The sequence below is a fragment of the Donghicola mangrovi genome, from assembly GCF_013377535.1.
Classification (GTDB): Bacteria; Pseudomonadota; Alphaproteobacteria; order Rhodobacterales; family Rhodobacteraceae; genus Donghicola; species Donghicola mangrovi.
In genome coordinates this window covers 18,574-40,333 of sequence record NZ_JABCJE010000001.1, presented here as the reverse complement: position 1 = coordinate 40,333, position 21,760 = coordinate 18,574, and the positions used below count along the sequence as shown (strand labels likewise).

Annotated in this window: 22 protein-coding genes; 21 read left to right on the top strand and 1 reads right to left on the bottom strand. The window is 63.5% G+C overall.

Going from position 1 to position 21,760, the window contains the following annotated elements:
- Positions 1–16: 16 nt before the first annotated feature.
- The 11 genes from HJ536_RS00200 (at position 17) to gph (ending at position 11,047) form a co-directional block, all read left to right on the top strand.
- Positions 17–889 carry a phosphoribulokinase gene (locus HJ536_RS00200; protein ID WP_177156289.1) on the top strand — a complete coding sequence of 291 codons (873 nt, stop codon included), beginning with the start codon at positions 17–19 and terminating at the stop codon, positions 887–889.
- A gap of 10 nt (positions 890–899) precedes the next feature.
- Positions 900–2,894, top strand: a complete 1,995-nt coding sequence (tkt, locus tag HJ536_RS00195) for a transketolase (RefSeq protein ID WP_177156288.1) — start codon at positions 900–902, stop codon at positions 2,892–2,894.
- A gap of 7 nt (positions 2,895–2,901) precedes the next feature.
- Complete coding sequence (gene gap / locus HJ536_RS00190) at positions 2,902–3,903, top strand: type I glyceraldehyde-3-phosphate dehydrogenase (protein WP_176853020.1); 1,002 nt, start codon at positions 2,902–2,904, stop codon at positions 3,901–3,903.
- Positions 3,903–5,108 (top strand): phosphoglycerate kinase, encoded by a 1,206-nt coding sequence (locus HJ536_RS00185; RefSeq protein WP_420811072.1) that lies wholly within the window; start codon positions 3,903–3,905, stop codon positions 5,106–5,108. Before gap ends, HJ536_RS00185 begins: the two co-directional genes overlap by 1 nt.
- A gap of 16 nt (positions 5,109–5,124) precedes the next feature.
- Positions 5,125–6,204, top strand: coding sequence for a class II fructose-bisphosphate aldolase (fba, locus tag HJ536_RS00180; RefSeq protein WP_176853022.1), 1,080 nt, complete (start codon positions 5,125–5,127; stop codon positions 6,202–6,204).
- A gap of 23 nt (positions 6,205–6,227) precedes the next feature.
- Positions 6,228–7,697 (top strand): form I ribulose bisphosphate carboxylase large subunit, encoded by a 1,470-nt coding sequence (locus tag HJ536_RS00175; protein ID WP_176853023.1) that lies wholly within the window; start codon positions 6,228–6,230, stop codon positions 7,695–7,697.
- Positions 7,698–7,753: 56 nt separating this feature from the next.
- Positions 7,754–8,143 carry a ribulose bisphosphate carboxylase small subunit gene (locus tag HJ536_RS00170; RefSeq protein ID WP_176853024.1) on the top strand — a complete coding sequence of 130 codons (390 nt, stop codon included), beginning with the start codon at positions 7,754–7,756 and terminating at the stop codon, positions 8,141–8,143.
- Positions 8,144–8,232: 89 nt separating this feature from the next.
- A complete protein-coding gene (cbbX, locus tag HJ536_RS00165) occupies positions 8,233–9,150 on the top strand; it encodes a CbbX protein (RefSeq protein ID WP_176853025.1) in 918 nt (305 codons plus the stop codon).
- Positions 9,147–9,824, top strand: coding sequence for a ribulose-phosphate 3-epimerase (gene rpe, locus HJ536_RS00160; protein ID WP_177156287.1), 678 nt, complete (start codon positions 9,147–9,149; stop codon positions 9,822–9,824). Before cbbX ends, rpe begins: the two co-directional genes overlap by 4 nt.
- Positions 9,825–9,836: 12 nt before the next feature.
- On the top strand, positions 9,837–10,391 hold the full coding sequence (locus HJ536_RS00155; protein WP_177156286.1) for a thioredoxin family protein: 555 nt from the start codon (positions 9,837–9,839) through the stop codon (positions 10,389–10,391).
- The gene (gene gph / locus HJ536_RS00150) at positions 10,391–11,047 is read left to right on the top strand and encodes a phosphoglycolate phosphatase (RefSeq protein ID WP_177156285.1); all 657 of its coding nucleotides are present in this window, start codon (positions 10,391–10,393) and stop codon (positions 11,045–11,047) included. The genes HJ536_RS00155 and gph overlap by 1 nt, the downstream gene beginning before the upstream one ends.
- On the opposite strand, the gene HJ536_RS00145 is transcribed toward gph, so the two are convergent.
- On the bottom strand, positions 11,044–11,646 hold the full coding sequence (locus tag HJ536_RS00145; protein ID WP_177156284.1) for a LysE/ArgO family amino acid transporter: 603 nt from the start codon (positions 11,644–11,646) through the stop codon (positions 11,044–11,046). The two genes, gph and HJ536_RS00145, sit on opposite strands and share 4 nt — an antisense overlap.
- Positions 11,647–11,735: 89 nt before the next feature.
- On the opposite strand from HJ536_RS00145, the gene HJ536_RS00140 reads away from it, so the two are divergent.
- The 10 genes from HJ536_RS00140 (at position 11,736) to HJ536_RS00095 (ending at position 21,753) form a co-directional block, all read left to right on the top strand.
- Positions 11,736–12,605, top strand: a complete 870-nt coding sequence (locus HJ536_RS00140) for a LysR family transcriptional regulator ArgP (protein WP_177156283.1) — start codon at positions 11,736–11,738, stop codon at positions 12,603–12,605.
- A gap of 66 nt (positions 12,606–12,671) precedes the next feature.
- A complete protein-coding gene (locus tag HJ536_RS00135; protein WP_177156282.1) occupies positions 12,672–13,088 on the top strand; it encodes a PaaI family thioesterase in 417 nt (138 codons plus the stop codon).
- Between the two features lie 82 nt (positions 13,089–13,170).
- Positions 13,171–13,887 carry a 7-cyano-7-deazaguanine synthase QueC gene (gene queC / locus HJ536_RS00130; RefSeq protein ID WP_177156281.1) on the top strand — a complete coding sequence of 239 codons (717 nt, stop codon included), beginning with the start codon at positions 13,171–13,173 and terminating at the stop codon, positions 13,885–13,887.
- Positions 13,887–14,240: a 6-carboxytetrahydropterin synthase QueD gene (gene queD, locus HJ536_RS00125; protein WP_177156280.1), complete on the top strand. Its 354-nt coding sequence runs from the start codon at positions 13,887–13,889 to the stop codon at positions 14,238–14,240. The genes queC and queD overlap by 1 nt, the downstream gene beginning before the upstream one ends.
- Entirely contained in the window at positions 14,237–14,944 is a 708-nt protein-coding gene (gene queE / locus HJ536_RS00120) for a 7-carboxy-7-deazaguanine synthase QueE (RefSeq protein ID WP_177156279.1), read from the top strand. Before queD ends, queE begins: the two co-directional genes overlap by 4 nt.
- 15 nt (positions 14,945–14,959) lie before the next feature.
- Positions 14,960–15,424 carry a preQ(1) synthase gene (gene queF, locus HJ536_RS00115; RefSeq protein WP_177156278.1) on the top strand — a complete coding sequence of 155 codons (465 nt, stop codon included), beginning with the start codon at positions 14,960–14,962 and terminating at the stop codon, positions 15,422–15,424.
- Positions 15,425–15,638: 214 nt separating this feature from the next.
- Positions 15,639–17,153: a hypothetical protein gene (locus HJ536_RS00110; RefSeq protein ID WP_177156277.1), complete on the top strand. Its 1,515-nt coding sequence runs from the start codon at positions 15,639–15,641 to the stop codon at positions 17,151–17,153.
- Positions 17,154–17,281: 128 nt separating this feature from the next.
- Positions 17,282–18,712 (top strand): lipid II flippase MurJ, encoded by a 1,431-nt coding sequence (locus HJ536_RS00105; protein ID WP_177156276.1) that lies wholly within the window; start codon positions 17,282–17,284, stop codon positions 18,710–18,712.
- 12 nt (positions 18,713–18,724) lie between these two features.
- Complete coding sequence (locus HJ536_RS00100) at positions 18,725–20,059, top strand: hypothetical protein (RefSeq protein ID WP_177156275.1); 1,335 nt, start codon at positions 18,725–18,727, stop codon at positions 20,057–20,059.
- Positions 20,060–20,094: 35 nt separating this feature from the next.
- Positions 20,095–21,753 carry a GumC family protein gene (locus HJ536_RS00095; RefSeq protein ID WP_177156274.1) on the top strand — a complete coding sequence of 553 codons (1,659 nt, stop codon included), beginning with the start codon at positions 20,095–20,097 and terminating at the stop codon, positions 21,751–21,753.
- Positions 21,754–21,760 lie beyond the last annotated feature (7 nt).

The following is a 21,760-nucleotide window of genomic DNA, read 5'->3' as shown; positions in this document are numbered from 1 at the left end:
TTGAACGGAATATCCCATGTCCAAGAAACATCCCATTATCTCGGTGACAGGCTCTTCGGGGGCCGGAACCACCACTGTAAAAAGTACCTTTGACCAGATTTTCCGCCGCGAAGGGGTCAGCACCGTCTCGATCGAGGGCGATGCCTTCCACCGCTATGACCGCGCCGCCATGAAGGCCGAGCTGGAGCGTCGCTACGCCGAAGGGGATCAGGGCTTCAGCCACTTTTCCTATGACGCGAACGAGCTGGAAAAGCTGGAGGGCGTGTTCCGCAGCTATGCCGACACCGGCAAGGGCGAGACCCGTCACTATGTCCACGACGATGACGAGGCCGCACGGTATGGCAGCGCGCCCGGCACCTTTACCGATTGGGCCCCGTTCGAGGATGGCAGCGACCTGCTGTTCTACGAAGGCCTGCACGGCGCCGTTGTGAACGATCAGGTCAATCTGGCGAAGCTGGCCGATCTGAAGGTCGGCGTGGTGCCCGTGATTAACCTTGAGTGGATCCAGAAGATCCACCGCGACAGCTCCAAGCGCGGCTACACCACCGAGGCCGTGACCGACACCATCCTGCGCCGGATGCACGCCTATGTGCACTGCATCTGCCCGCAGTTCTCGGAGACCGACATCAACTTCCAGCGGGTGCCTGTGGTCGACACCTCGAACCCGTTCATCGCGCGCTGGATTCCCACGGCTGACGAGAGCCTTGTGGTGATCCGGTTCAAGAACCCGCGCGGCATCGATTTCCCCTACCTGATGTCGATGATCCACGACAGCTGGATGACCCGTGCGAACTCGCTCGTGATCCCGGGGGGCAAGATGGATCTGGCGATGCAGCTGATCTTTACCCCGATGATCCTGCGCCTTGTCCAAGAATCCAAGCGGAGCTGAGGAGGCTGCCATGACTGTGCAAACACCTGTCAAAGTCGACGAAACCACTATGGCCAACGCCATCCGCGCCCTGACCATGGACGCGGTGCAGGCGGCAAACTCGGGCCACCCCGGCGCGCCTATGGGGCTGGCCGATGTGGCGACGGTTCTGTTCAACCGCTTTGTCAAAGTGGACCCCGCCGATCACAAATGGCCCGACCGTGACCGCTTTGTCATGAGCGCGGGGCATGGCTCGATGCTGGTCTATGCGATCAACCATCTGCTGGGCTATGCGGACATGGATGCGGACCAGCTGCGGAACTTCCGCCAGATGGGCTCGCGCACCGCAGGTCATCCCGAATACGGTCACGCTATGGGGATCGAGACCACCACAGGCCCGCTGGGGCAGGGGATTTCGACCGCCGTCGGCATGGCCTTGGCCGAGCGGATGCACAATGCGCGTTTCGGCGACGAGCTGGTCGATCACTTCACCTATGTGCTGGCCGGTGACGGCTGCCTGATGGAGGGGATCAGCCACGAGGCTATCGATTTGGCTGGCCATCTGGGTTTGGGGCGTCTGGTCGTTTTCTGGGACGACAACCGCATCACCATCGACGGGCCGACCGACCTGTCCACCAGCATGGACCAGCGCGCTCGGTTCGAGGCCGCAGGCTGGCACGTGCAGGCCGTGGACGGTCACAATCCCGAAGCGATCGCCCGCGTCATCGAGAACGCCCGCAAAGACCTGCGCCCGTCGCTGATCGCTTGCCGCACCACCATTGGCAAGGGCGCGCCCAACATGCAGGGCAGCCACAAGGTGCACGGTTCGCCACTCGGCGCTGACGAGATCGCCGCAACCCGCGATGCGCTCAACTGGCCCCATGATCCGTTCGTGGTCCCGACCGAGGTAAAGGCCGCGTGGGAAGCCATCGCCACCCGCGGCGCCAACGCCCGCGCCAACTGGACCACCCGCAAAGAGGCCAGCCCGAAGGCCGCGGACTTTGACCGTTCGCTGTCCGCTCCGGACGCGCAGGGTCTGAACGCCGCGATCACCGCCTACAAGCGCCGCCTGTCCAAGGACCAGCCCAAGGTCGCCACGCGCAAAGCCTCGGAAATGGCGCTGGAGGTGGTGAATGCCACGCTGCCCAATTCCGTGGGTGGGTCCGCGGACCTGACCGGATCGAACAACACCCGCACCAGTGCGATGAAGCCGGTCAGCCGCAACGACTATAGCGGCGATTACATCCACTATGGCATCCGCGAGCACGGCATGGCCGCAGCGATGAACGGGATCGCGCTGCACGGGGGGTTCTTTACCTATGGCGGGACGTTCCTGGCCTTTGCCGACTACTGCCGCCCGTCGATCCGTCTGTCTGCGCTGATGGGGGTTCCGGTCGCCTATGTGATGACCCATGACTCGATTGGTCTGGGAGAGGACGGCCCGACCCACCAGCCGGTGGAAACCATCGCATCCCTGCGGGCTATGCCGAACCTGACGGTGTTCCGCCCCGCTGACGCCGTGGAAACCGCCGAAGCATGGGAACTGTGCGCCACGTCCGAGGCGACGCCGACCCTGCTGTGCCTGTCGCGTCAGAACCTGCCGACCCTGCGCACCACGCACACCGATGCCAACCTGACCGCTCGCGGGGCCTATGTGCTGCGGGAAACGGCAGGGGCTCGGGATGTGACGCTGATCGCCACCGGCTCCGAGGTCGAGATCGCCCTAGAGGCCGCGGATATGCTGGCCGCCGAAGGCATCCGCGCCGCTGTGGTGTCCGCCCCCAGCTTCGAGCTGTTCGCGGCCCAACCCGCCGCCTACCGCGTGCTGGTCCGTGGCACCGCCCCCCGCGTGGGGGTCGAGGCCGCGATCCGTCAGGGATGGGAGCTGTTCCTGGAACGCAACGACGGCTTCGTGGGCATGAGCAGCTTTGGCGCCAGCGCGCCCGCAGATGAACTCTACCGCCACTTCAACATCACCGCCGAAGCGATCGCAGCCTCGGCCAAGAACCAGATTAACAAGGGATAACAGTACCATGACAACCAAGGTTGCCATCAACGGCTTCGGCCGTATCGGGAGAAATGTGCTTCGCGCGATCGCAGAGTCGGGCCGCAATGACATCGAAGTGGTCGCGATCAACGATCTGGGCCCGGTGGAGATGAACGCCCATCTGCTGAAGTTCGACAGCGTGCATGGCCGCTACCCGGGCGAAGTCAAAACCGTTGGAAACGCCATCGACATCGGTCGTGGCCCCATCGAAGTCACTGCGATCCGTGATCCCAAAGACCTGCCTTGGGACGGTGTGGATGTGGCGCTGGAATGCACCGGCATCTTTACCGACCGCGACAAGGCTGCCCTGCATCTGGAGAACGGTTCCAAGCGCGTGCTGGTCTCGGCCCCTGCGAACGGTGTGGACCGGACCGTGGTGTTCGGCGTGAACCACCGCGATCTGACTGGCAGCGATATCATTGTCTCGAACGCCTCGTGCACCACGAACTGTCTCTCCCCTGTGGCGAAAGTGCTGCACGAGGCGGTCGGGATCGAAAAGGGCTTCATGACCACCATCCACAGCTACACGGGCGACCAGCCCACGCTGGATACGATGCACAAGGACATGTACCGCGCCCGTGCGGCCGCCCTGTCGATGATCCCGACATCCACCGGCGCGGCCAAGGCCGTGGGTCTGGTTCTGCCCGAACTGAACGGCAAGCTGGACGGTGTGGCGATCCGCGTGCCGACCCCGAACGTGTCGGTCGTGGACCTGACCTTTATGGCCAGCCGCGACACCACCACCGCTGAAATCAACGACGCGATCCGTGCGGCGGCCGATGGCGGGCTGAAGGGCATCCTTGGCTATACCGACACCGCCAACGTTTCGATGGATTTCAACCACGATCCGCATTCGTCGATCTTCCACATGGACCAGACCAAAGTCATGGACGGCCGCATGGTCCGCATCCTGAGCTGGTACGACAACGAGTGGGGCTTCTCGAACCGGATGGCGGACACCGCCTGCGCCATGGGGAGGCTGATCTGATGCTGCCCTCGATCATGGATATCGACGTCAAAGGGCGCCGTGTTCTGGTGCGGGCCGATCTGAACGTCCCTGTCGAGGATGGCGTTGTCACCGACGCCACCCGCATCGAGCGCTTTGCGGTCGGGATGCGGACCCTGCTGGAGCGGGGCGCGCGGCTGGTGATCCTGACCCACTTTGGCCGCCCCAAAGCGAACGAGCTGAACCCGGCCTATTCCGTCGACAAACTGCGCCCTGCGCTGTCGCAGGCGTTGGGTGGGGCGGTGCGGTTCTCGGACGTGTGTGTCGGGGACTCGGCGGTGATCCTGAGCCGCGCGCTCAAGGATGGCGAGGTCCTGCTGTGCGAAAACCTGCGCTACAATCCCGGTGAAACGGCGAATGACCCAGCATTCGCTGCGGCGCTGGCGCAGCTGGGGGACGTCTATGTGAACGACGCCTTTAGCTGCGCCCACCGCGCCCATGCCTCGACCTATGCGCTGGCGGGGCTGATGCCTGCCTTTGCCGGTCCGCTCCTGCTCGAGGAAATGGACGCCCTGACCGCAGCCTTGGAAGCGCCCAAGCAGCCCGCAGTGGCGATTGTCGGCGGGGCCAAGGTGTCCAGCAAGATCGCGGTTCTCAAGAACCTCGTGATCAAGCTGGACCATGTGATCATCGGCGGCGGGATGGCGAACACCTTCTTGTTTGCGGACGGGGCCCCGATGGGCAAATCCCTGCACGAGGCCGACCAAGTGGACACCGTCGCGGAAATCCGCGCTTTGGCCGCCAAGTCGGGCTGCCAGATCCATCTGCCCGAGGACGTGGTCATCGCGACCGAGTTCAAGGCAGGCGCCGAAAACCGCGTAGTGGCCGCCACCCAATGCACCGAAGGGTCGATGATCCTGGATGCGGGTCCGCGCGCGCTGTCGAACTTCCAGCGGGTTCTCAGCGAATGCCGCACGATCCTGTGGAACGGGCCTTTGGGCGCGTTCGAAATCCCGCCCTTTGACCACGCCACGAACCAACTGGCCCGCACCGCCGCCGCTCTGACGCGGCAGGGTCGTGCGACCAGCGTGGCGGGCGGGGGCGATACGGTGGCCGCCCTGAACGGCGCCGCTGTGACCCAAGACTTTACCTATGTGTCCACCGCCGGTGGCGCATTTCTGGAATGGCTGGAGGGCAAGACCCTTCCCGGTATCGCGGCCCTGCAAGGGGCAGCCAAGGCAGCCTGAGGGGGAGGAGACCAACATGGCATTGATTACCTTGAGACAACTGCTGGATCACGCGGCCGAGCATGGCTACGGCGTTCCCGCCTTTAACATCAACAACATGGAGCAGGGTCTGGCGATCATGGAGGCCGCCAAGGCGACCGGTTCGCCGGTGATCCTGCAGGCCAGCCGCGGGGCGCGGTCCTATGCCGGTGACATCATGCTGCGCCACATGGTCGTGGCCCTGTCAGAGATGTACCCCGACAACCATATCGTGCTGCATCAGGACCACGGCAATAACGACGCCACCTGTCTGTCCGCGATCCGTCACGGCTTTACCTCGGTGATGATGGACGGCTCGCTGCACGAGGACATGAAGACCCCCGCAGACTTTGACTACAACGTCGAGATCACCGCGCGGGTCACCAAAGCCGCCCATGCGGTCGGTGCCTCGGTCGAGGGTGAGCTGGGTGTTCTGGGTTCGCTGGAAACCGGCGAGGCGGGCGAAGAGGATGGCTCTGGCGCGGTGGGCAAACTGTCCCACGACCAGCTGCTGACCGATCCCGATCAAGCGGTCGAGTTCGTGATGGCCACCCGCTGCGATGCGCTGGCGATTGCATGCGGGACCTCGCATGGCGCCTACAAGTTCAGCCGCAAGCCCGACGGTGACATCCTGTCGATGGAGACCATCCGCCGGATCAACGAAAAGCTGCCCAACACCCATCTGGTGATGCACGGGTCCAGCTCGGTGCCGCAGGAACTGCAGGACCTGATCAACGCCAATGGCGGCGCGATGCCCCAGACCTATGGCGTGCCGGTCGAAGAGATTGAACGCGGCATCAAGATGGGCGTGCGCAAGGTCAATATCGACACCGACTGCCGCATGGCGATGACTGGCCAGTTCCGCAAGATCGCGACCGAAAAACCCGGTGAATTTGACCCGCGCAAGTTCCTGATCCCCGCGATGAAAGAGCTCGAGGATCTGTGCCGTGACCGCTTCGAACGCTTTGGCACTGCCGGTCAGTCCGACCGCATCAAGCCGATTTCCATGGACGATATGGCCCGCCGCTATGCCAGCGGCGCGCTGAACCCGCAAATCGCTGCCGCTCGCGCAGCCTGAGTCAGTCAGAGGAGGCCTGACCCATGAACGACATGAGCAAACCCACCGAGATCAAAGACGCCAAGAAGCGCTACGCCGCCGGCGTTCTGAAATACGCGCAGATGGGCTACTGGGATGGCGATTACCAGCCCAAGGACACCGACCTGCTGGCCTTGTTCCGCATCACCCCCCAAGAGGGCGTGGACCCTATCGAGGCAGCGGCCGCCGTGGCAGGCGAATCTTCGACCGCCACCTGGACTGTGGTCTGGACCGACCGTCTGACCGCTGCCGACCAGTACCGTGCCAAAGCCTACCGCGTTGATCCGGTCCCCGGCCAGCCCGGCCAGTACTTTGCCTATGTGGCCTATGATCTGATCCTGTTCGAAGAAGGCTCGATCGCGAACCTGACCGCGTCGATCATCGGCAACGTGTTCAGCTTCAAACCGCTGAAGGCCGCGCGTCTGGAAGACATGCGCTTCCCGGTTGCTTACGTCAAAACCTTCAAAGGCCCGCCCACCGGTCTGGTGGTCGAGCGTGAGCGTCTGGACAAGTTCGGCAAGCCCCTTCTGGGCGCGACCACCAAGCCCAAGCTAGGTCTGTCGGGCAAGAACTATGGCCGCGTGGTTTACGAAGGTCTGAAGGGTGGCCTCGACTTCATGAAGGATGACGAGAACATCAACTCGCAGCCCTTCATGCACTGGCGTGACCGCTTCCTGTATTGCATGGAGGCCGTGAACAAGGCGACCGCCGAAACCGGCGAGGTCAAAGGTCACTACCTGAACATCACCGCTGGCACCATGGAAGAGATGTATGCCCGCGCCGAGTTCGCCAAGCAGCTGGGTTCGGTCATCGTGATGGTGGACCTGATCGTGGGCTGGACCGCGATCCAGTCGATCAGCGAATGGTGCCGTCGCAACGACATGATCCTGCACATGCACCGCGCAGGTCACGGCACTTATACCCGCCAGAAGAACCACGGCATCAGCTTCCGCGTGATCGCCAAGTGGCTGCGTCTGGCTGGCGTCGACCACCTGCACTGCGGCACAGCCGTGGGCAAGCTCGAGGGCGATCCGCTGACCGTTCAGGGCTATTACAACGTCTGCCGCGAAACACATAACGAAGTCGACCTGCCGCGCGGGATCTTCTTTGAGCAGGACTGGGGCGACATCAAGAAGGTGATGCCTGTGGCTTCGGGCGGTATTCACGCGGGCCAGATGCACCAACTGATCGATCTGTTCGGCGACGATGTGGTGCTGCAGTTCGGCGGCGGTACCATCGGTCACCCGATGGGCATTCAGGCGGGCGCAACCGCGAACCGTGTGGCGCTGGAAGCCATGATCCTGGCCCGTAACGAAGGCCGCGAGATCGCAGTCGAAGGCCCCGAAATCCTGCGTGAAGCAGCCAAGTGGTGCAAACCGCTGGAAGCGGCGCTGGATACCTGGGGGAACATCACCTTCAACTACACCTCGACGGATACCTCGGACTTCGTGCCGACGGCGATGCCCGCGATGTAAGCCATTCGGCCGCGTGCCGGATGCGCGCGCGGCCCCCGACATTCAGGAGATTTACCATGCGTATCACACAGGGCTGCTTCAGCTTTCTTCCCGATCTGACCGACGAGCAGATCAACAAACAGGTCGAATATATCCTTGGCAAAGAGTGGGCGGTGAGCCTCGAGTATACGGACGATCCGCACCCTCGGAACACCTACTGGGAGATGTGGGGCAACCCCATGTTCGACCTGCGCGACGCCAAGGGTGTGATGATGGAGCTGGACGAGTGCCGCAAGGCCAACCCCGGCACCTACATCCGCATTCAGGCTTTCGACAACAGCCGCGGGTTCGAGACGGTGATGATGAGCTTTATCGTCAACCGCCCCGAGGTCGAGCCGACCTTCCACATGTCGCGCATCGACGTGGACGGACGGTCGCAGCGCTACGGCTGGGAAGTGCGGCGCTGATAGGTCCGGCCTGCGGGCTGGATTGAGAGGCCGGGGGCGCTGCCCCCGGACCCCCGGAGTATTTTGGCAAAGAAGAAAGAAGCAGGGTGATGGTTGAGGGCACTGTACAGACTGTCGATCTGGCCGCGGAATACGAGGCCTCGGGCGTGCGCGAGGTGCTGGAGGAGCTGGATCGCGAATTGATCGGCTTGGCTCCGGTCAAGCAGCGCATTCGCGAGACGGCGGCTTTGTTGCTGGTCGATAAGGCGCGGCGCGAGATGGGGCTGTCGAACGAGACGCCGACCCTGCACATGTCGTTCACGGGCAATCCGGGGACGGGCAAGACCACAGTGGCGCGGATGATGGCGGGGCTGCTGCACCGCTTGGGCTATGTGCGCAAGGGGCATCTGGTGTCGGTGACGCGGGATGATCTGGTGGGCCAGTACATCGGCCACACAGCGCCCAAGACCAAAGAGGTTCTAAAGCGGGCCATGGGCGGCGTGCTGTTCATCGACGAGGCCTATTACCTGTATAAGCCTGATAACGAGCGGGATTACGGGCAGGAGGCCATCGAGATCCTGCTTCAGGTCATGGAGAACAATCGCGACGATCTGGTGGTGATTATGGCGGGCTATGCGGACCGGATGGACCGGTTCTTTGCCGCCAATCCCGGGTTCCGGTCGCGTATCGCTCACCACATCGATTTCCCCGATTATTCGGACGAGGAGTTGCTGCGGATCTCGAAGTCCATGCTGGAGGGGCAGAGCTATGTCTTTGATCCCGAGGCCGAGGCGGCGATGGCCGAGTATATTTCGATGCGCCGGATGCAGCCCCACTTCGCCAATGCGCGGTCGATCCGGAATGCTTTGGACCGTGCGCGGCTGCGGCAGGCGAACCGGCTGTTTTCAGAGAGTAAGGGGCCGCTGGATGCGGTGGCCTTGTCCACCATTACGGCGGCGGATTTGCGGGCCAGCCGTGTGTTTCAGGGCGGTCTGGATGTGGACCGGATGCGGGAGGCTGCGGAATGAGTTTTGATCGGTCGGTGAAGATTGCTCCGTCCATTTTGTCGGCGGATTTTGCGAATTTCGGTGCCGAGATTCAGGCGATCGAGGCACAGGGCGCGGATTGGGTCCATGTGGATGTCATGGACGGGCATTTCGTGCCCAACCTGACCTTTGGTCCGCCTGCGGTAAAGGCGTTCCGGCCTCATGTGAAAACGGTCATGGATGTGCATCTGATGATCGCGCCGGTGGACCCGTACATTGAGGCCTATGCCGATGCGGGGGCCGATATTCTGACCGCGCATATCGAGGCGGGGCCGCATAGCCACCGCACGCTTCAGGCCATTCGCGGGGCAGGGATGAAGGCGGGAATTGCCCTGAACCCCGGCACGCCGGCCGAGGCGGTGGAGCATCTTTTGGACCTGACCGATCTGGTCTGCGTGATGACTGTGAACCCCGGTTTCGGCGGGCAGAAGTTCATCGACATGACGGCCAAGGTGCGCAAGCTGCGCGAGATGATCGGGGACCGCCCCATTCATATCGAGATTGACGGCGGGGTGGACCCGACCACGGCGCCTTTGGTGGCCGCAGCGGGGGCCGATGTGCTGGTCGCGGGAAGCGCGGTCTTTCGCGGTGGGTCGGTGGACAACCCAGAGGTTTACGGCGCTAATATCGCGGCAATCCGCAACGCCTGTTCCTGAAGGAGACCTGCCATGGCCGTCACACCCCCCGTCTGCGATTTCGGCTGGAAAGCGCCCGAGTTTACCCTGCCAAGCACCGATGGCCGTCAGGTCAGCCTTCGCGATGTGGCAGGGACCAAGGGCACTCTGGTCATGTTTATCTGCAACCATTGCCCCTATGTGTTGGCGGTTCTGGACCGCATCATCCGCGATGCGTCCGAGCTGATGGAGATGGGGATTGGCGTGGTGGCGATCAGTGCCAATGACGCCGAAACCTATCCTCAGGACAGTTTCGACAACATGCGCGTGATGGCCGAGGCGCGGGGCTTTCCGTTCCCTTACCTCTATGACGAAAGCCAAGCGGTCGCGCGGGCCTATGATGCGGCCTGCACGCCGGATTTCTTTGGTTTCGACGCGGATGGGGGACTGCAATATCGCGGGCGCCTTGATGCCTCGACCAAGGCGGCGGGGCCGGTGGACCTGCGCCGCGATCTGTTCGAGGCGATGAAACAGGTCGCCGAAATGGGGCAGGGCCCCAAGGACCAGATCCCCTCGATGGGGTGTTCGATCAAGTGGAAGGAGACGTGATGGCGCGCATCGTATTCGACCTGGACGGGACGCTGATCGACAGCGCCCCCGACATCCACGTCATCGCCAATCAGGTGCTGGCGGACGAAGGGGCCGAGCCCATTACCTTGGCGCAGGCGCGGGATTTCATCGGCAACGGGGCGGCGGTGTTCGTCGCCCGTATGCGGGCCGCACGGGGCATCGGCGATCACCGTCAGGACCACATGCTGGCCCAGTTCACCCGCCGCTACGACTCAGCGACCGAACTGACCCGCCCCTATCCCGGTGTGGTCGCGGCGCTGGAACGGCTGATCGCGGCGGGCCACAAGCTGGGCATTTGCACCAACAAACCCATCCGCCCGACCCGCATCGTTTTGCAGGCCACGGGGCTGGCCGGTTATTTCGACGTGGTCTACGGGGGCGACAGCCTGCCGGTGCACAAACCCGACCCGCGGCCCTTGGATACGGCTTTGGCAGACTTGGGCGAGGGGCCGGAAATCTATGTCGGCGACAGCGAAGTGGATGCGGAAACGGCGCAACGCGCTTTGGTCCCGTTCATCCTGTTCACCGAAGGTTATCGCAAAACCGCACCTGCGCTGATCCCGCATACTGCGGCGTTCTCGAATTATGACGACCTGTTCGGGCTGATCAACATGCTGGAAACCGAGGCCGCCTAAGCCGCCAGCAGGGACCACGCGATGGCCCACATGGTGCAGCCGATGATCAGCTCCAGTACCACCCAAGCGCGGGGCTTTTCGAACAGGGGGGCCAGCAGACGCGCACCGTATCCCAGCGCCACAAAGAACACCAGCGATCCCAGCGCCGCGCCCACGCCGAACAGGGCCTGATAGGGGGCGTATTGCGTGCCGATCGTTCCCAGCAGCAGGACCGTGTCCAGATACACATGGGGGTTCGCCCATGTCAGCGTCAGGCACACCAGCAGAACATCGCGTGCAGGGACCGAGGGTTTGTCGGCAGGGATCAGGCTTTCGCCGCCTTGATAGGCCGCGCGGAACCGCAGCACGCCATAGGCGAAAAGGAAGGCGGCCCCCAGCCACTTCATCCCTGTGGCCAGCCACGGAATGCCTGCGATCAGGGTGCCCATCCCGCTGATCCCCAGCGTGATCAGCATCGCATCGGACAGGGCGCAGGTGGCCACGACCAGCCCCACATGCTCGCGCCGCAGACCTTGGCGCAGGACAAAGGCGTTCTGCGATCCGATGGCGGCGATCAGGCTAAGCGAAACCAGTAATCCGTGAAAAGCAGCGGTCAGCATGGGCGGTCCTTTGGGTGGTGTGCAGTTGACCTAACCGGCCCAGTTCAATTAATCGAATTAAATAATCTGACGGATGATTAGGTGGACTAATGTTTGATCCACAGCAACTGGCGGCCTTGGCGGCGGTGCACCGGCGCGGAGCGTTCCATCTGGCGGCCTCTGATCTGGGGGTGACGCAATCGGCGGTGTCCCAGCGGATCAAGGCGCTAGAGGATCAGGTCGGCGCGGTTCTGTTGCTGCGCGGATCGCCTTGTCAGGCGACCGAGGCGGGGATGCGGCTGGTCCGTCATTTCGACACCGTGGCCCTGTTAGAAAACGAAGTGCGGAGGGAGTTTGCGCAGGCGCCTGCCTCTAGCACCCTGCGGATTGCGGTGAATGCGGACAGTTTGGCGACGTGGTTCCTGCCTGCTTTGGTCGGCGATGGCTTCCTGTTCGACATCACCATTGATGACGAGGATGCCTCTCAGGAATGGCTGCTACGGGGCGAAGTTGCTGGCGTGGTCACCGCCCACAAACGCCCCCTTCAGGGGTGCGAGACTGTGGCGCTGGGGTCGCTGCGGTATCTGCCCACGGCAAGCCTCGCATATTTGGCGCGGTGGATGCCGGATGGCGCAACGGCACAAGCCCTGACCCGCGCGCCCGCCTTGCGCTTTTCCGACAAGGATCGGCTGCAAGACCGCTGGGCCGAGGCGCATTTGGGCCAGCCCGTCACTTTGCCGACCCACCGGCTTGGCTCGACCCAAGGGTTTGTCGAGGCATGTCGGCTGGGCATAGGCTGGGCCCTGAACCCCGAGGTTCTGGTGCAGGATGATCTGGCGCGGGGGGATCTGGTGCTGCTGGCGGACCGGCCCTTTGACGTGCCGCTTTATTGGCAGTTCAACCGGCTGACCGCGCAGGCGATCGCGCCGCTGACCCGCGCCATCCGCAATGCCGCCCGTGTTCTGGTGCAACCGGACTGAACGGGACGTCACAGTTGCCTGACCGAGCCGCCTTGGCCCCTAATCGCGGGGCAGGGAGGGACCACAATGACCGACACGACCGAGGCCCGCGTCAGGGCCAGTTTCGCGCAGCAATCCATGATGCAAACCATCGGGGCCGAGCTGACCAGTGTAGCCAAGTGCACCGTCACTATCACCGCGCCCGTGGGGGACGGGGTGCGCCAGCAGCAGGGCTTTGCCCACGGGGGAATGCTGTTCAGCATCGGGGACAGTGCGGCGGGGTACGCGGCCCTGACCACCCAGCCCGAAGGCACCGATGTCATGACCATTGAGATGAAGATCAACTATCTGGCCCCCGCCGCAGGCCAGCTAGAGGCCGTGGGGCGCGTCATCAAGGCCGGTCGCCGGATGGTCGTTGTGGCCGCCGATATCTGGGCCGATGACGGGACGCGCCGCCGTCAGGTCGCGATGATGCAGGGCACCATGATCCCTGTCGCCTCGTAATGCTTGCCATTTCGGGGCGGTGCGCCTAAACGCACGCCCAACCGGTCGCAGCCTACCCGGTACATCAAAACAAGGGACAAACATGAAGACGATTGTAATCTGCTCGGGCGGATTGGATTCCGTATCCCTCGCCCATATGGTCGCGGATCAGCACACGCTGACGCGGCTGGTGTCGTTCGACTATGGTCAGCGCCACCGCAAAGAACTGGACTATGCCGCCCGCGCCGCCGCGCGTTTGGGCGTGCCCCACGACATCATCGACATGCGACCCATCGGGGCAGCGTTGACGGGATCGGCCTTGACCGACGACATCGACGTGCCCGACGGCCACTATGCCGAAGAGACCATGCGCATCACCGTGGTTCCGAACCGCAACGCCATCATGTTGGCCATCGCCTTTGGCGTGGCGGCGGCGAATGGCGATGACGCGGTGGCGACCGCTGTGCACGGGGGCGACCATTTCATCTATCCCGACTGCCGCCCCGGTTTTACCCAAGCGTTCGAGGCCATGCAAAAGGCCGCGCTGGATGGATATGCGGACGTGTCGCTCTACACCCCCTTCGTGCACCGCACCAAGGCCGACATCGTCACCGAAGGCGCGCGCCACAACACGCCCTTTGCCGACACGTGGTCCTGCTACAAGGGCGGATCGCATCACTGCGGCCGCTGCGGCACCTGCGTCGAACGGCGCGAGGCGTTCCATCTGGCGGGCGTTGCGGACCCCACCACCTATGCCGATCCCGACTTCTGGGAGCAGGCCGTGGCGGACAAAGCCGCCCGCGATGCGGAGGGCAAGTGATGTTCCGGATCAGCAAAGAATTCCACTTCTCGGCCTCGCACCAGTTGACCCATTTGCCTGCGGATCACCAGTGCGCACGCCTGCATGGGCATAACTATATCGTCGTGGTCGAACTGTCGGCGGCAGAGCTGAACAGCGATGGCTTCGTGCGGGATTACCACGAGCTGAAGCCCCTGAAGACCTATATCGACGATGTGTTCGATCACCGTCATCTGAACGATGTGATGACCGGCCCTTCGACCGCGGAAAACATGGCAAAGCACTTCTACGACTGGTGCAAGGCCCGCTGGCCCGAAACCACCGCCGTCAAAGTCAGCGAAACCCCAAAGACATGGGCCGAGTACCGCCCATGACCCTGCGGATCGTTGAAATCTTTGGCCCCACCATTCAGGGCGAAGGCGTCCTGATCGGGGAGCCGACGGTGTTCATCCGCGCGGGCGGCTGTGACTACCGTTGCAGCTGGTGCGACAGCCTGCACGCGGTGGACAGCGCGTTCCGTCACACGTGGCTCCCGATGGAGCCAGAGGCTGTGTGGCAACAGGCCCGCGATCTGTCGGGCGGCCAGCCCCTGACCATCAGCATCAGCGGCGGCAATCCGGCCATTCAGGACTTTGCCCCCGTGATCGCGCTGGGACGAGCCGAGGGCTATCGCTTTGCCTGCGAGACCCAAGGGTCCATTGCCAAGCCGTGGTTCGCCGATCTGGACACGCTGGTTCTGTCGCCCAAACCCCCCAGCAGCGGCGAAACTGTGGACTGGGCGGCCTTTGCCGACTGTGTGCAGGCGGGGCAGGGCACGCGGCAAACGGTAATGAAGATCGTGATCTTCGACGACGCCGATTATACTTGGGCCAAGGACGCCCACGCCCGCCATCCGGACCTACCGCTCTACCTGCAACCGGGCAATCCCGAGGTCGATCCCGATCTGCCCGTGGACCCGCAGGCCTTGGCCGACGGTCTGCTTTGGCTGACCGAGAAAACTATGGCGGACGCATGGTTCGCCCCCCGTATCCTGCCGCAGCTGCATGTCCTGATCTGGGGCAACAAGCGCGGCGTCTGAACAGGACCGAATGACATGACCGACAGCATCTATAGCAATCTCAAGCAGCTTGGCGGCGCGACCGTCATGCCCCAGTCCCCCGAAGAGGCCGTGCTGGAGCGCGTCCAGAACCCCCAAGCGGATGTCCAGTACAACGTGCGGTTCACCGCGCCCGAGTTTACTTCGCTGTGCCCGATGACCGGCCAGCCCGATTTCGCGCACCTGATGATCGACTATGTTCCGGGCCAGTGGCTGGTGGAAAGCAAATCGCTGAAGCTGTTCCTTGGATCTTTCCGCAACCACGGCGCCTTCCACGAGGATTGCACCATCTCGATCGCGCGCCGTCTGGTCGAATTCCTCGAGCCCCAGTGGCTGCGCATCGGGGGCTACTGGTATCCGCGCGGGGGCATTCCGATCGACGTGCACTACCAGACCGGCCCCATGCCCGAGGGCGTGTGGATCCCCGATCAGGGCGTGCCGCCCTATCGCGGCCGCGGCTGACCGTTTCCAGTGCTTTGACAAAACGCCCCGTTGCCCGCCGCTTCGGGGCGTTTTTGTAACCGCCTATCCCTTTGGGGATAGCCGAATGACAGACCGTTTCACCGCATAGGTGGGTAGGTCAGTGGCCCTTGTTTTGTAGACTTGTCGTCCAAGAAAACAGAGCAGGCTTGCCGCAATGACAGGACCCCTTCTGCGGACTTTCTCCGGACGAACGATGCAGGGCGCCGCGTTGGCTGTGGGTGCCCTGATCACAGGTGCGAGCGGGGCAGGGGCCGTGCAGGTGGCAGAGTTGGAGCCGGCGGTTCTGGCCGGTCAATCCGATCTGACCGCCGCCGAAGGGGGCAATCCCGCGCTGCTGCCGCTGTCCCTGACCGTCCGGCCTCAGGGGACTGTGACCCTGCGGCTCGCAGGTGACGCCGAGTGTCGCGTGACCCCCGAGGTGCTGGAATTTTCCCCAGCCAACTGGGCCAATCCGCAGACCGTTTCCGTGATCGCCATCCCCGACGAAGCGCCCGAGGGGCCCCATTCCTGCCAGCCCACCGCGCAGGTGGACACCGCGGACAGCGCCTATCAGTCGGCGCCCGCTGTGCTGCCCCGTGTGGCGATCCGCGACGATCTGGTGGACCGCATCGCCGAGCGGTTGCGCGCCGTCCTGCACAAGGATTTCGCCACCACTCTGCGCGGCCACCAGTCCGCGTTCGAGGGGATGCTGACCAGCGCCGTCGCCCGCCTGAAGCGCGGGCAATACGGTCTGCGTTGTGGGCACAGTCAGGCCTTTGACGTCAAGGGTCATGCCGAGGTCAAGGAAACCTCTGCCGGTGTGCGCGGGGCGTTTGGCGATGAAATCTACTATTGCCTCGGGGCCGAGCGGCGGATCGGGACGGGCCGCTTTTCTCTGTCCCATTCCGACATGCTGGGGCGGCAGTCCCTGCTGACCTACACCCGCCAGACCGAAAAACAGGACGCCCGCCACCTCAAGGGGTTCTTTCTGGGCGGCTACGGCAGTGAAACGGCGGTGGCAAAGCTGGCGACCGGCACGATCAGCGGGGTGGGCGCGTCGGCTGGCCTTTATGGTGTGGACCGACTGCGCAAAGTGCTGATGGTCAGCTACTACGCCGCGCTGGTGGCGGGGCGGCACAGTTTTGATCTGGGCTTCGATCAGACCGGAGGAGAGATCGACGCTCGTGGCCACTATGACTATGGCGCGGGGTTCGGCGCCTTGGCCCTGACGGGACAGCGGGCGGCGGGGCCGGTGGTGTTGCACCCAAAGGCGGGGCTTTACGCGGCTTATGGGCAGGCACCAAAGGTAGATGTCACGGGACGGCGAAGCGGGCTGACCTCGACCGGCACTGTGGACATTCCGGAATATCGCGGGATGCGCAGCGCCTTGGAAATGGGGGTCGAGTACGAGCGCCCCGCAGCCACCCAACTGGATTGGCAGACGACGTATTGGATGGCCCCGAGTCTTTATTGCCAATCCGACGTGGTGCAGGGCGATCTGGACTGCGGTAGCGGGCTGAAGCTGGATCTGAACCTCTATGGCAAGGCCGATCACACTGTCTGGGGCCTGAGCATCGAGGCCGAAGCCGACCGCAAGCGCCGCCAACGCGCCATGACCCTGAGCCGAACGTTGCTGCTGGGGGCGGGCACGGGGCAGGCGGTGACATCCTTTGGTCTGGATGACAGGTCCAAGCCGAAATACGGGTATGAGCTTAGCCTCGATTTCTGAACAATCGCCTTAATGTTGGCTCAATTGTCGTGTCTACGCGGTCATTAACGTGTCATTAAAACTTTCGGGTTCTGGGTGAAATGAGTGCGACTGTGACCAACGCGGACACATATCGGGGCGTTTGACCGATGAAAGCGGGTCTTTCCCAATTTCTGGCGCAGCTTCTGGGGTTGGCCTTGGCCGTCGCGATTTCGGTTGCGATCAGCCATTCGCTCGGGGCCTCGGATCAGGCGGACGCGTTCCTGCTGGGGCGGCGGTTGGTGACGGGCCTGCAAGAGCTGCTGGCCCAAGTCCTGACGCTGGTGTTTCTGCCGATGGTGGCCATTCAGGCTGACCGGCGGGCGCTGTGGCGGCTGGCGGGATGGGTGGCGCTGGCGGGTGTCGGCGTGGCGGCTGCGTTTGCCATGCTGTCCGGCCCGATTGTTGCGGCCATTGCCCCCGAGATGACTGGCGAAGCAGCACACCTAGCGGCCCGAGTGATTGCGGTTCTGTCGGCGTCCTTGCCTTTGGCTTTGCTGGGAGTGTTGGCGGGGGCAGCGCTGAACCTCCGGGGGTCTTTCGGCTGGCCTGCCTTGGTCCGGTTGATGCCGCGCTTGATGGTACTGGCAGTGTTCCTGATGGCGCTGGACGCGGCGCAGGCGGTGTCTTGGGCCGCGATGGCGTTTGTGCTGGGGAACGGCGTTGCCTTGGCGCTGATGGTGCCGTTTGTCCGCGCCGTTCCAGCCAAAGGGTCCACCGCGCGCCCCCATGTGGCCGCCGCGCTTTTGCTGGTGGCCGGGGGGCAGGCGGCCTTGTGGATCGAGACAGCCTTGGCCGCGCGGGCGGGCGTCGGCGGCGTGACCCTGCTGGAGATGGCGCAGCGCGTGGCGGCCCTGCTGGGGAACACGCTGGCCTTGGCCTTGGTCATGCCGGTTTTCGCGAAATGGACAGCTGACCCGGCGGCGCGAACGGTTCGTGCGCTGTCGTCGGTGGTGACGGCAGGTTTGGCGCTGCTGATCCTGACCCAAGGGGCGCTGGCCCTGTTTGCGCCGCGGATCGTGGCGGATGTTCTGGGACAGGGGGCCTTTGGGCCCGAAGATCAAGCAGCCCTCTTGCCCGTGCTGTGGGTGATGGTGCTGCCGCCCTTTGCCACGCTCTTGGCGCGGGTGATGGTGATCTGGCTGTTGACCCGACCGATGGAGGCTGGCGCGCGCTGGATTTCTGTTTCAGTTGCGGCCGATCTGGTGGTGCGCAGCGGGCTGGGCCTGTGGCTGGTGCCACAGATCGGGGTGAGCGCCGTGGCGCTGGGGATGGTTCTGGGGCCGATGGCCTCGGCCTGTGTGCTGGGGGCGGTGTGCTGGCAGGACGTTCGGGCCGCGCGGATTGGCGTGGGGCCTGTGGTGGCGGCTGGCCTTGGGCTGGGGGCGATCGCTGTGGCGGCTTGGGGCCTGTCCTTGGTCTGGCAAGGCACCGGTGCGCTGGGGGCTTTGGCAGGGATGGCGGTGGCCGGGCTGGTTGGGCTGACCGTGTTCTTGGCCGTCCTGCGCGCCCGCAACCAGTTGTCGATTTTCCGGTTCTAGGGGGCTTCGGGTATGCTTTCGCGTTTCATCATGGCTTTGGCGGCAGGCAGTGTGGCAATGGCCGCAGAGGCCGCCGATCTGGACCTGAGCCAGCCCGTCGAAGGGCAGTCCCCCGTTTTGGGCATCGCCTTTCCGGGGAATGCGCCGGAATACTATGGGCTGCTTCAGGATATGGGGATGTCGTGGGCGCGGATCAGCGCGTCTTGGGGGCATATCGGCGGCGGGGGGAAACAGCCCGACTGGACCGATCTGGACCGCCGCATCGCGGGCCTTCAGGCGCGGGGCATCCAGCCTTTCGTGACCTTTGAAAGTGACGCGGATTGGGCCACCGATCCCGCCACGCACAAGGTCAAGAACGCCACCCCGTTGGATATCAACGCGTGGCAGCTGTTTGTGGCCCAAGTGGTCGAACGCTATGATGGCGACGGCAATGCCGACATGCAGGGCCTGCGCCAGCCCGTCCGCATGTGGCAGGCCGCGAACGAGTTTGTCAGCGACACCAATGCCTCGGGCGGTTGGGCGGGAACGACCGAGCAGCTGATCGCCTATGTGAATGCTGCCCATGACGGGGTGAAGCTGGCCGATGCCAAGGGGGTCTTTGTGCTAGGGGGCACGGCGGCCTTCGTGATGGATGTGGCGCTGGTCAATCAGGGGCGGGCGGACTGGACCGTGCGGCAGTTCTGGAATGACGGGTCCGAACTGGTGTTCCCGCCCGCGAAATCCCGCAGTGCCGAAGTGGACGCGCTGGTGCGGGGCAAGCTGCTGCCCGTCCTGCGCGAGGCTCGCTATGACGTGGCTGACGTGCACCTCTATGGCCCCGAGGACCGCGATCCTCTGCGCTTGAAGGCGATGCAGGAATGGTCGGGGCGGCCGGTGCTGTCCTCGGAATGCGGCGGGCCCAATCTGGATTACGGGGACACCTACAGCCCGCAGGCGCACTTTATGGCGGTGATCGCGCGGAACCTGAACGTGCTGGCCCATGGCGGGCAGGCCTGTCTGTGGTTCGGACTGGGAGAAGAGATGCAAACCACCGTGGGGAACGCCCGTGTGCCCCTATATGACATGCAGCGCCAGCCCAAACCCGGTGTCTATGCCTATCGCCTGCTGTCGCGATTGCTGCCCAAGGGCGCGATTGTGCGGCAGATCGCGGAGGGTTGGGAAATCAGCGCAGGGGATGGGCGCAAGGTGCAACTTTTCCCTCATGGTGGCGCAGGCGATCCGTCAATCACCCATTGCGTGTTGTCCGAGGCCCCGAACCGTGTCCTTAGGGTCACGGAATCCGTTAACTGTTCTAACGAGATGCTTGTTTTCAAAGCCGATCTGGGTACAGATATTCTGAACAAATAAAGGGCAAAGCCCAAGAACCAGCTGGAGAGCAGCCAATGCTGGACCACTACCGGGACTTACTCCGCTTTTACAAGCGGATCATTATCGTGAGCATGATCTGCGCCGCATCCTTGGCGTGGATGGGCAATACTGTGCTGCTCAACACCTCGCCGGCGTACAAGTCGACGGTGACGATGAACATGCAGCCATCCGAAGAAGAACTGGCGTTCAACCGCACCTTTATGGGGGTCAGCCAGTTCAACCCTGCAACGATCATCACGCAGACCCACATCGAGGTTCTGCTCAGCCGCCCCGTGGCCGAGCGCACGCTTGATCTTTTGCTGGCCCAAGCGGACGGAGAGCAGGCCCTGCCCGAACCTGGGTTGTTCGATGCGATCAAAGGGTTTCTGTGGCGCACCTATGTCCGGCTGAACTACGGCACCTTCAAAGAGGTCGATGAACGCACCCAGCTGGTCAATCTGGTCCACGATTCCATCGAGGTCGAATTTGTCGAAGGCTCCTATATCCTGAACCTGACCGCCCAATCGGAATTCCCGACGCTGGCCGCACGGATCGCGAACGCCTATGCGCAGGCCTATGTGGACCTGACCCGTCAGGAGTTCTCGAGCGGAGCGGGCAAGCTGGCCGATCTGGTTCGCAAGCTGAAGGTCGAGCGCGAGGGCGAGCTGCGCGATCTGTTGGTCGAACGGGAGCGGGTCCGTGAAGAGCTGAACATCAACGACCTGTGGCAAGAGGCGGACGTGCTGCTCTTGTCCCGCAGCGCGACCCAGCAGGACATCGACGACGATGTGATCGAACTGCAGCTGCGCAAGAACGAGCTGGCCAAGCTGAAGGAACAGCTGGACGGGGGGCGCGCCTCGCAACCCGTGGCCCGCGTCGAAGAAGAAATCCGCCAGCGCGAAGCCCGTCTGGACCTGCGCCGTCAGGCCTTGGCCCGCACGGATAAGCAGCTGTCCGAACAGGCGGAAAAAGAGCGCAGCCTGAAGCAGCTGGAAGCCCGCTACGAGGCCGTACAGCTGGATCTGGATGAGTTGCGCGACCGCTTGGTCAATCTGGAAATGAGCGAGGCGACGATCCTCTCGCAAATTCAGGTGATCAACCCTGCGACGCCTGCGCTGTATCCGTCGTTCCCCAAGGTGCTGGTGAACACCGTGATCGCGACCATCGTGGGCGCGCTGGCGGTGATCATGCCGGTGATCCTGATCGACGTGGTGGGGATGCGCGTGCGGACCTATTCGGACCTGCAAAGCATCCTTGGCGGGCACGCGCTGCCCTCGGCCCGCAAAGGGATGGAGCGCCCCGGTCTGGCCCGCTGGCGCACTGGCCGCATGTCGGGCCTCAGCCGCGAGTTCCGCAATTTCTCGGAACAGTTCGGCCGAAGGATGAGCACCGAGGATCACTGGACCAAAGAGCATATCTTTGTCACCGGCTTCCTGCCCTATGAGGAAATCAAGCGTCTGCGCGATGTGGTCGCCATGGCGGTCGAGCATTCGAACCCCCGCCGGAACGGTGATGCGCCCTATGTGATCACCGCGATTGCACCTGTGGCCTCGGTTCAGGACTGGGACGAGCTGCCCGATGGCCCGATCATTCTGGGGGTTCCGCCCGCGCAGGTCGATGCGCTGGAAATCCGTGAATTGCAGACCGTGGGGCAGGACAACCCCCGCAAACCGTTCATGCTGATCTGGAACTGATCCCGTG

Coding starts and splice junctions, on each gene's coding strand:
- HJ536_RS00200 (WP_177156289.1), top strand. CDS start 17: ATGTCCAAGAAACATCCCATTATCTCGGTGACAGGCTCTTCGGGGGCC.
- tkt (WP_177156288.1), top strand. CDS start 900: ATGACTGTGCAAACACCTGTCAAAGTCGACGAAACCACTATGGCCAAC.
- gap (WP_176853020.1), top strand. CDS start 2,902: ATGACAACCAAGGTTGCCATCAACGGCTTCGGCCGTATCGGGAGAAAT.
- HJ536_RS00185 (WP_420811072.1), top strand. CDS start 3,903: ATGCTGCCCTCGATCATGGATATCGACGTCAAAGGGCGCCGTGTTCTG.
- fba (WP_176853022.1), top strand. CDS start 5,125: ATGGCATTGATTACCTTGAGACAACTGCTGGATCACGCGGCCGAGCAT.
- HJ536_RS00175 (WP_176853023.1), top strand. CDS start 6,228: ATGAACGACATGAGCAAACCCACCGAGATCAAAGACGCCAAGAAGCGC.
- HJ536_RS00170 (WP_176853024.1), top strand. CDS start 7,754: ATGCGTATCACACAGGGCTGCTTCAGCTTTCTTCCCGATCTGACCGAC.
- cbbX (WP_176853025.1), top strand. CDS start 8,233: ATGGTTGAGGGCACTGTACAGACTGTCGATCTGGCCGCGGAATACGAG.
- rpe (WP_177156287.1), top strand. CDS start 9,147: ATGAGTTTTGATCGGTCGGTGAAGATTGCTCCGTCCATTTTGTCGGCG.
- HJ536_RS00155 (WP_177156286.1), top strand. CDS start 9,837: ATGGCCGTCACACCCCCCGTCTGCGATTTCGGCTGGAAAGCGCCCGAG.
- gph (WP_177156285.1), top strand. CDS start 10,391: ATGGCGCGCATCGTATTCGACCTGGACGGGACGCTGATCGACAGCGCC.
- HJ536_RS00145 (WP_177156284.1), bottom strand. CDS start 11,646: ATGCTGACCGCTGCTTTTCACGGATTACTGGTTTCGCTTAGCCTGATC.
- HJ536_RS00140 (WP_177156283.1), top strand. CDS start 11,736: ATGTTTGATCCACAGCAACTGGCGGCCTTGGCGGCGGTGCACCGGCGC.
- HJ536_RS00135 (WP_177156282.1), top strand. CDS start 12,672: ATGACCGACACGACCGAGGCCCGCGTCAGGGCCAGTTTCGCGCAGCAA.
- queC (WP_177156281.1), top strand. CDS start 13,171: ATGAAGACGATTGTAATCTGCTCGGGCGGATTGGATTCCGTATCCCTC.
- queD (WP_177156280.1), top strand. CDS start 13,887: ATGTTCCGGATCAGCAAAGAATTCCACTTCTCGGCCTCGCACCAGTTG.
- queE (WP_177156279.1), top strand. CDS start 14,237: ATGACCCTGCGGATCGTTGAAATCTTTGGCCCCACCATTCAGGGCGAA.
- queF (WP_177156278.1), top strand. CDS start 14,960: ATGACCGACAGCATCTATAGCAATCTCAAGCAGCTTGGCGGCGCGACC.
- HJ536_RS00110 (WP_177156277.1), top strand. CDS start 15,639: ATGCAGGGCGCCGCGTTGGCTGTGGGTGCCCTGATCACAGGTGCGAGC.
- HJ536_RS00105 (WP_177156276.1), top strand. CDS start 17,282: ATGAAAGCGGGTCTTTCCCAATTTCTGGCGCAGCTTCTGGGGTTGGCC.
- HJ536_RS00100 (WP_177156275.1), top strand. CDS start 18,725: ATGCTTTCGCGTTTCATCATGGCTTTGGCGGCAGGCAGTGTGGCAATG.
- HJ536_RS00095 (WP_177156274.1), top strand. CDS start 20,095: ATGCTGGACCACTACCGGGACTTACTCCGCTTTTACAAGCGGATCATT.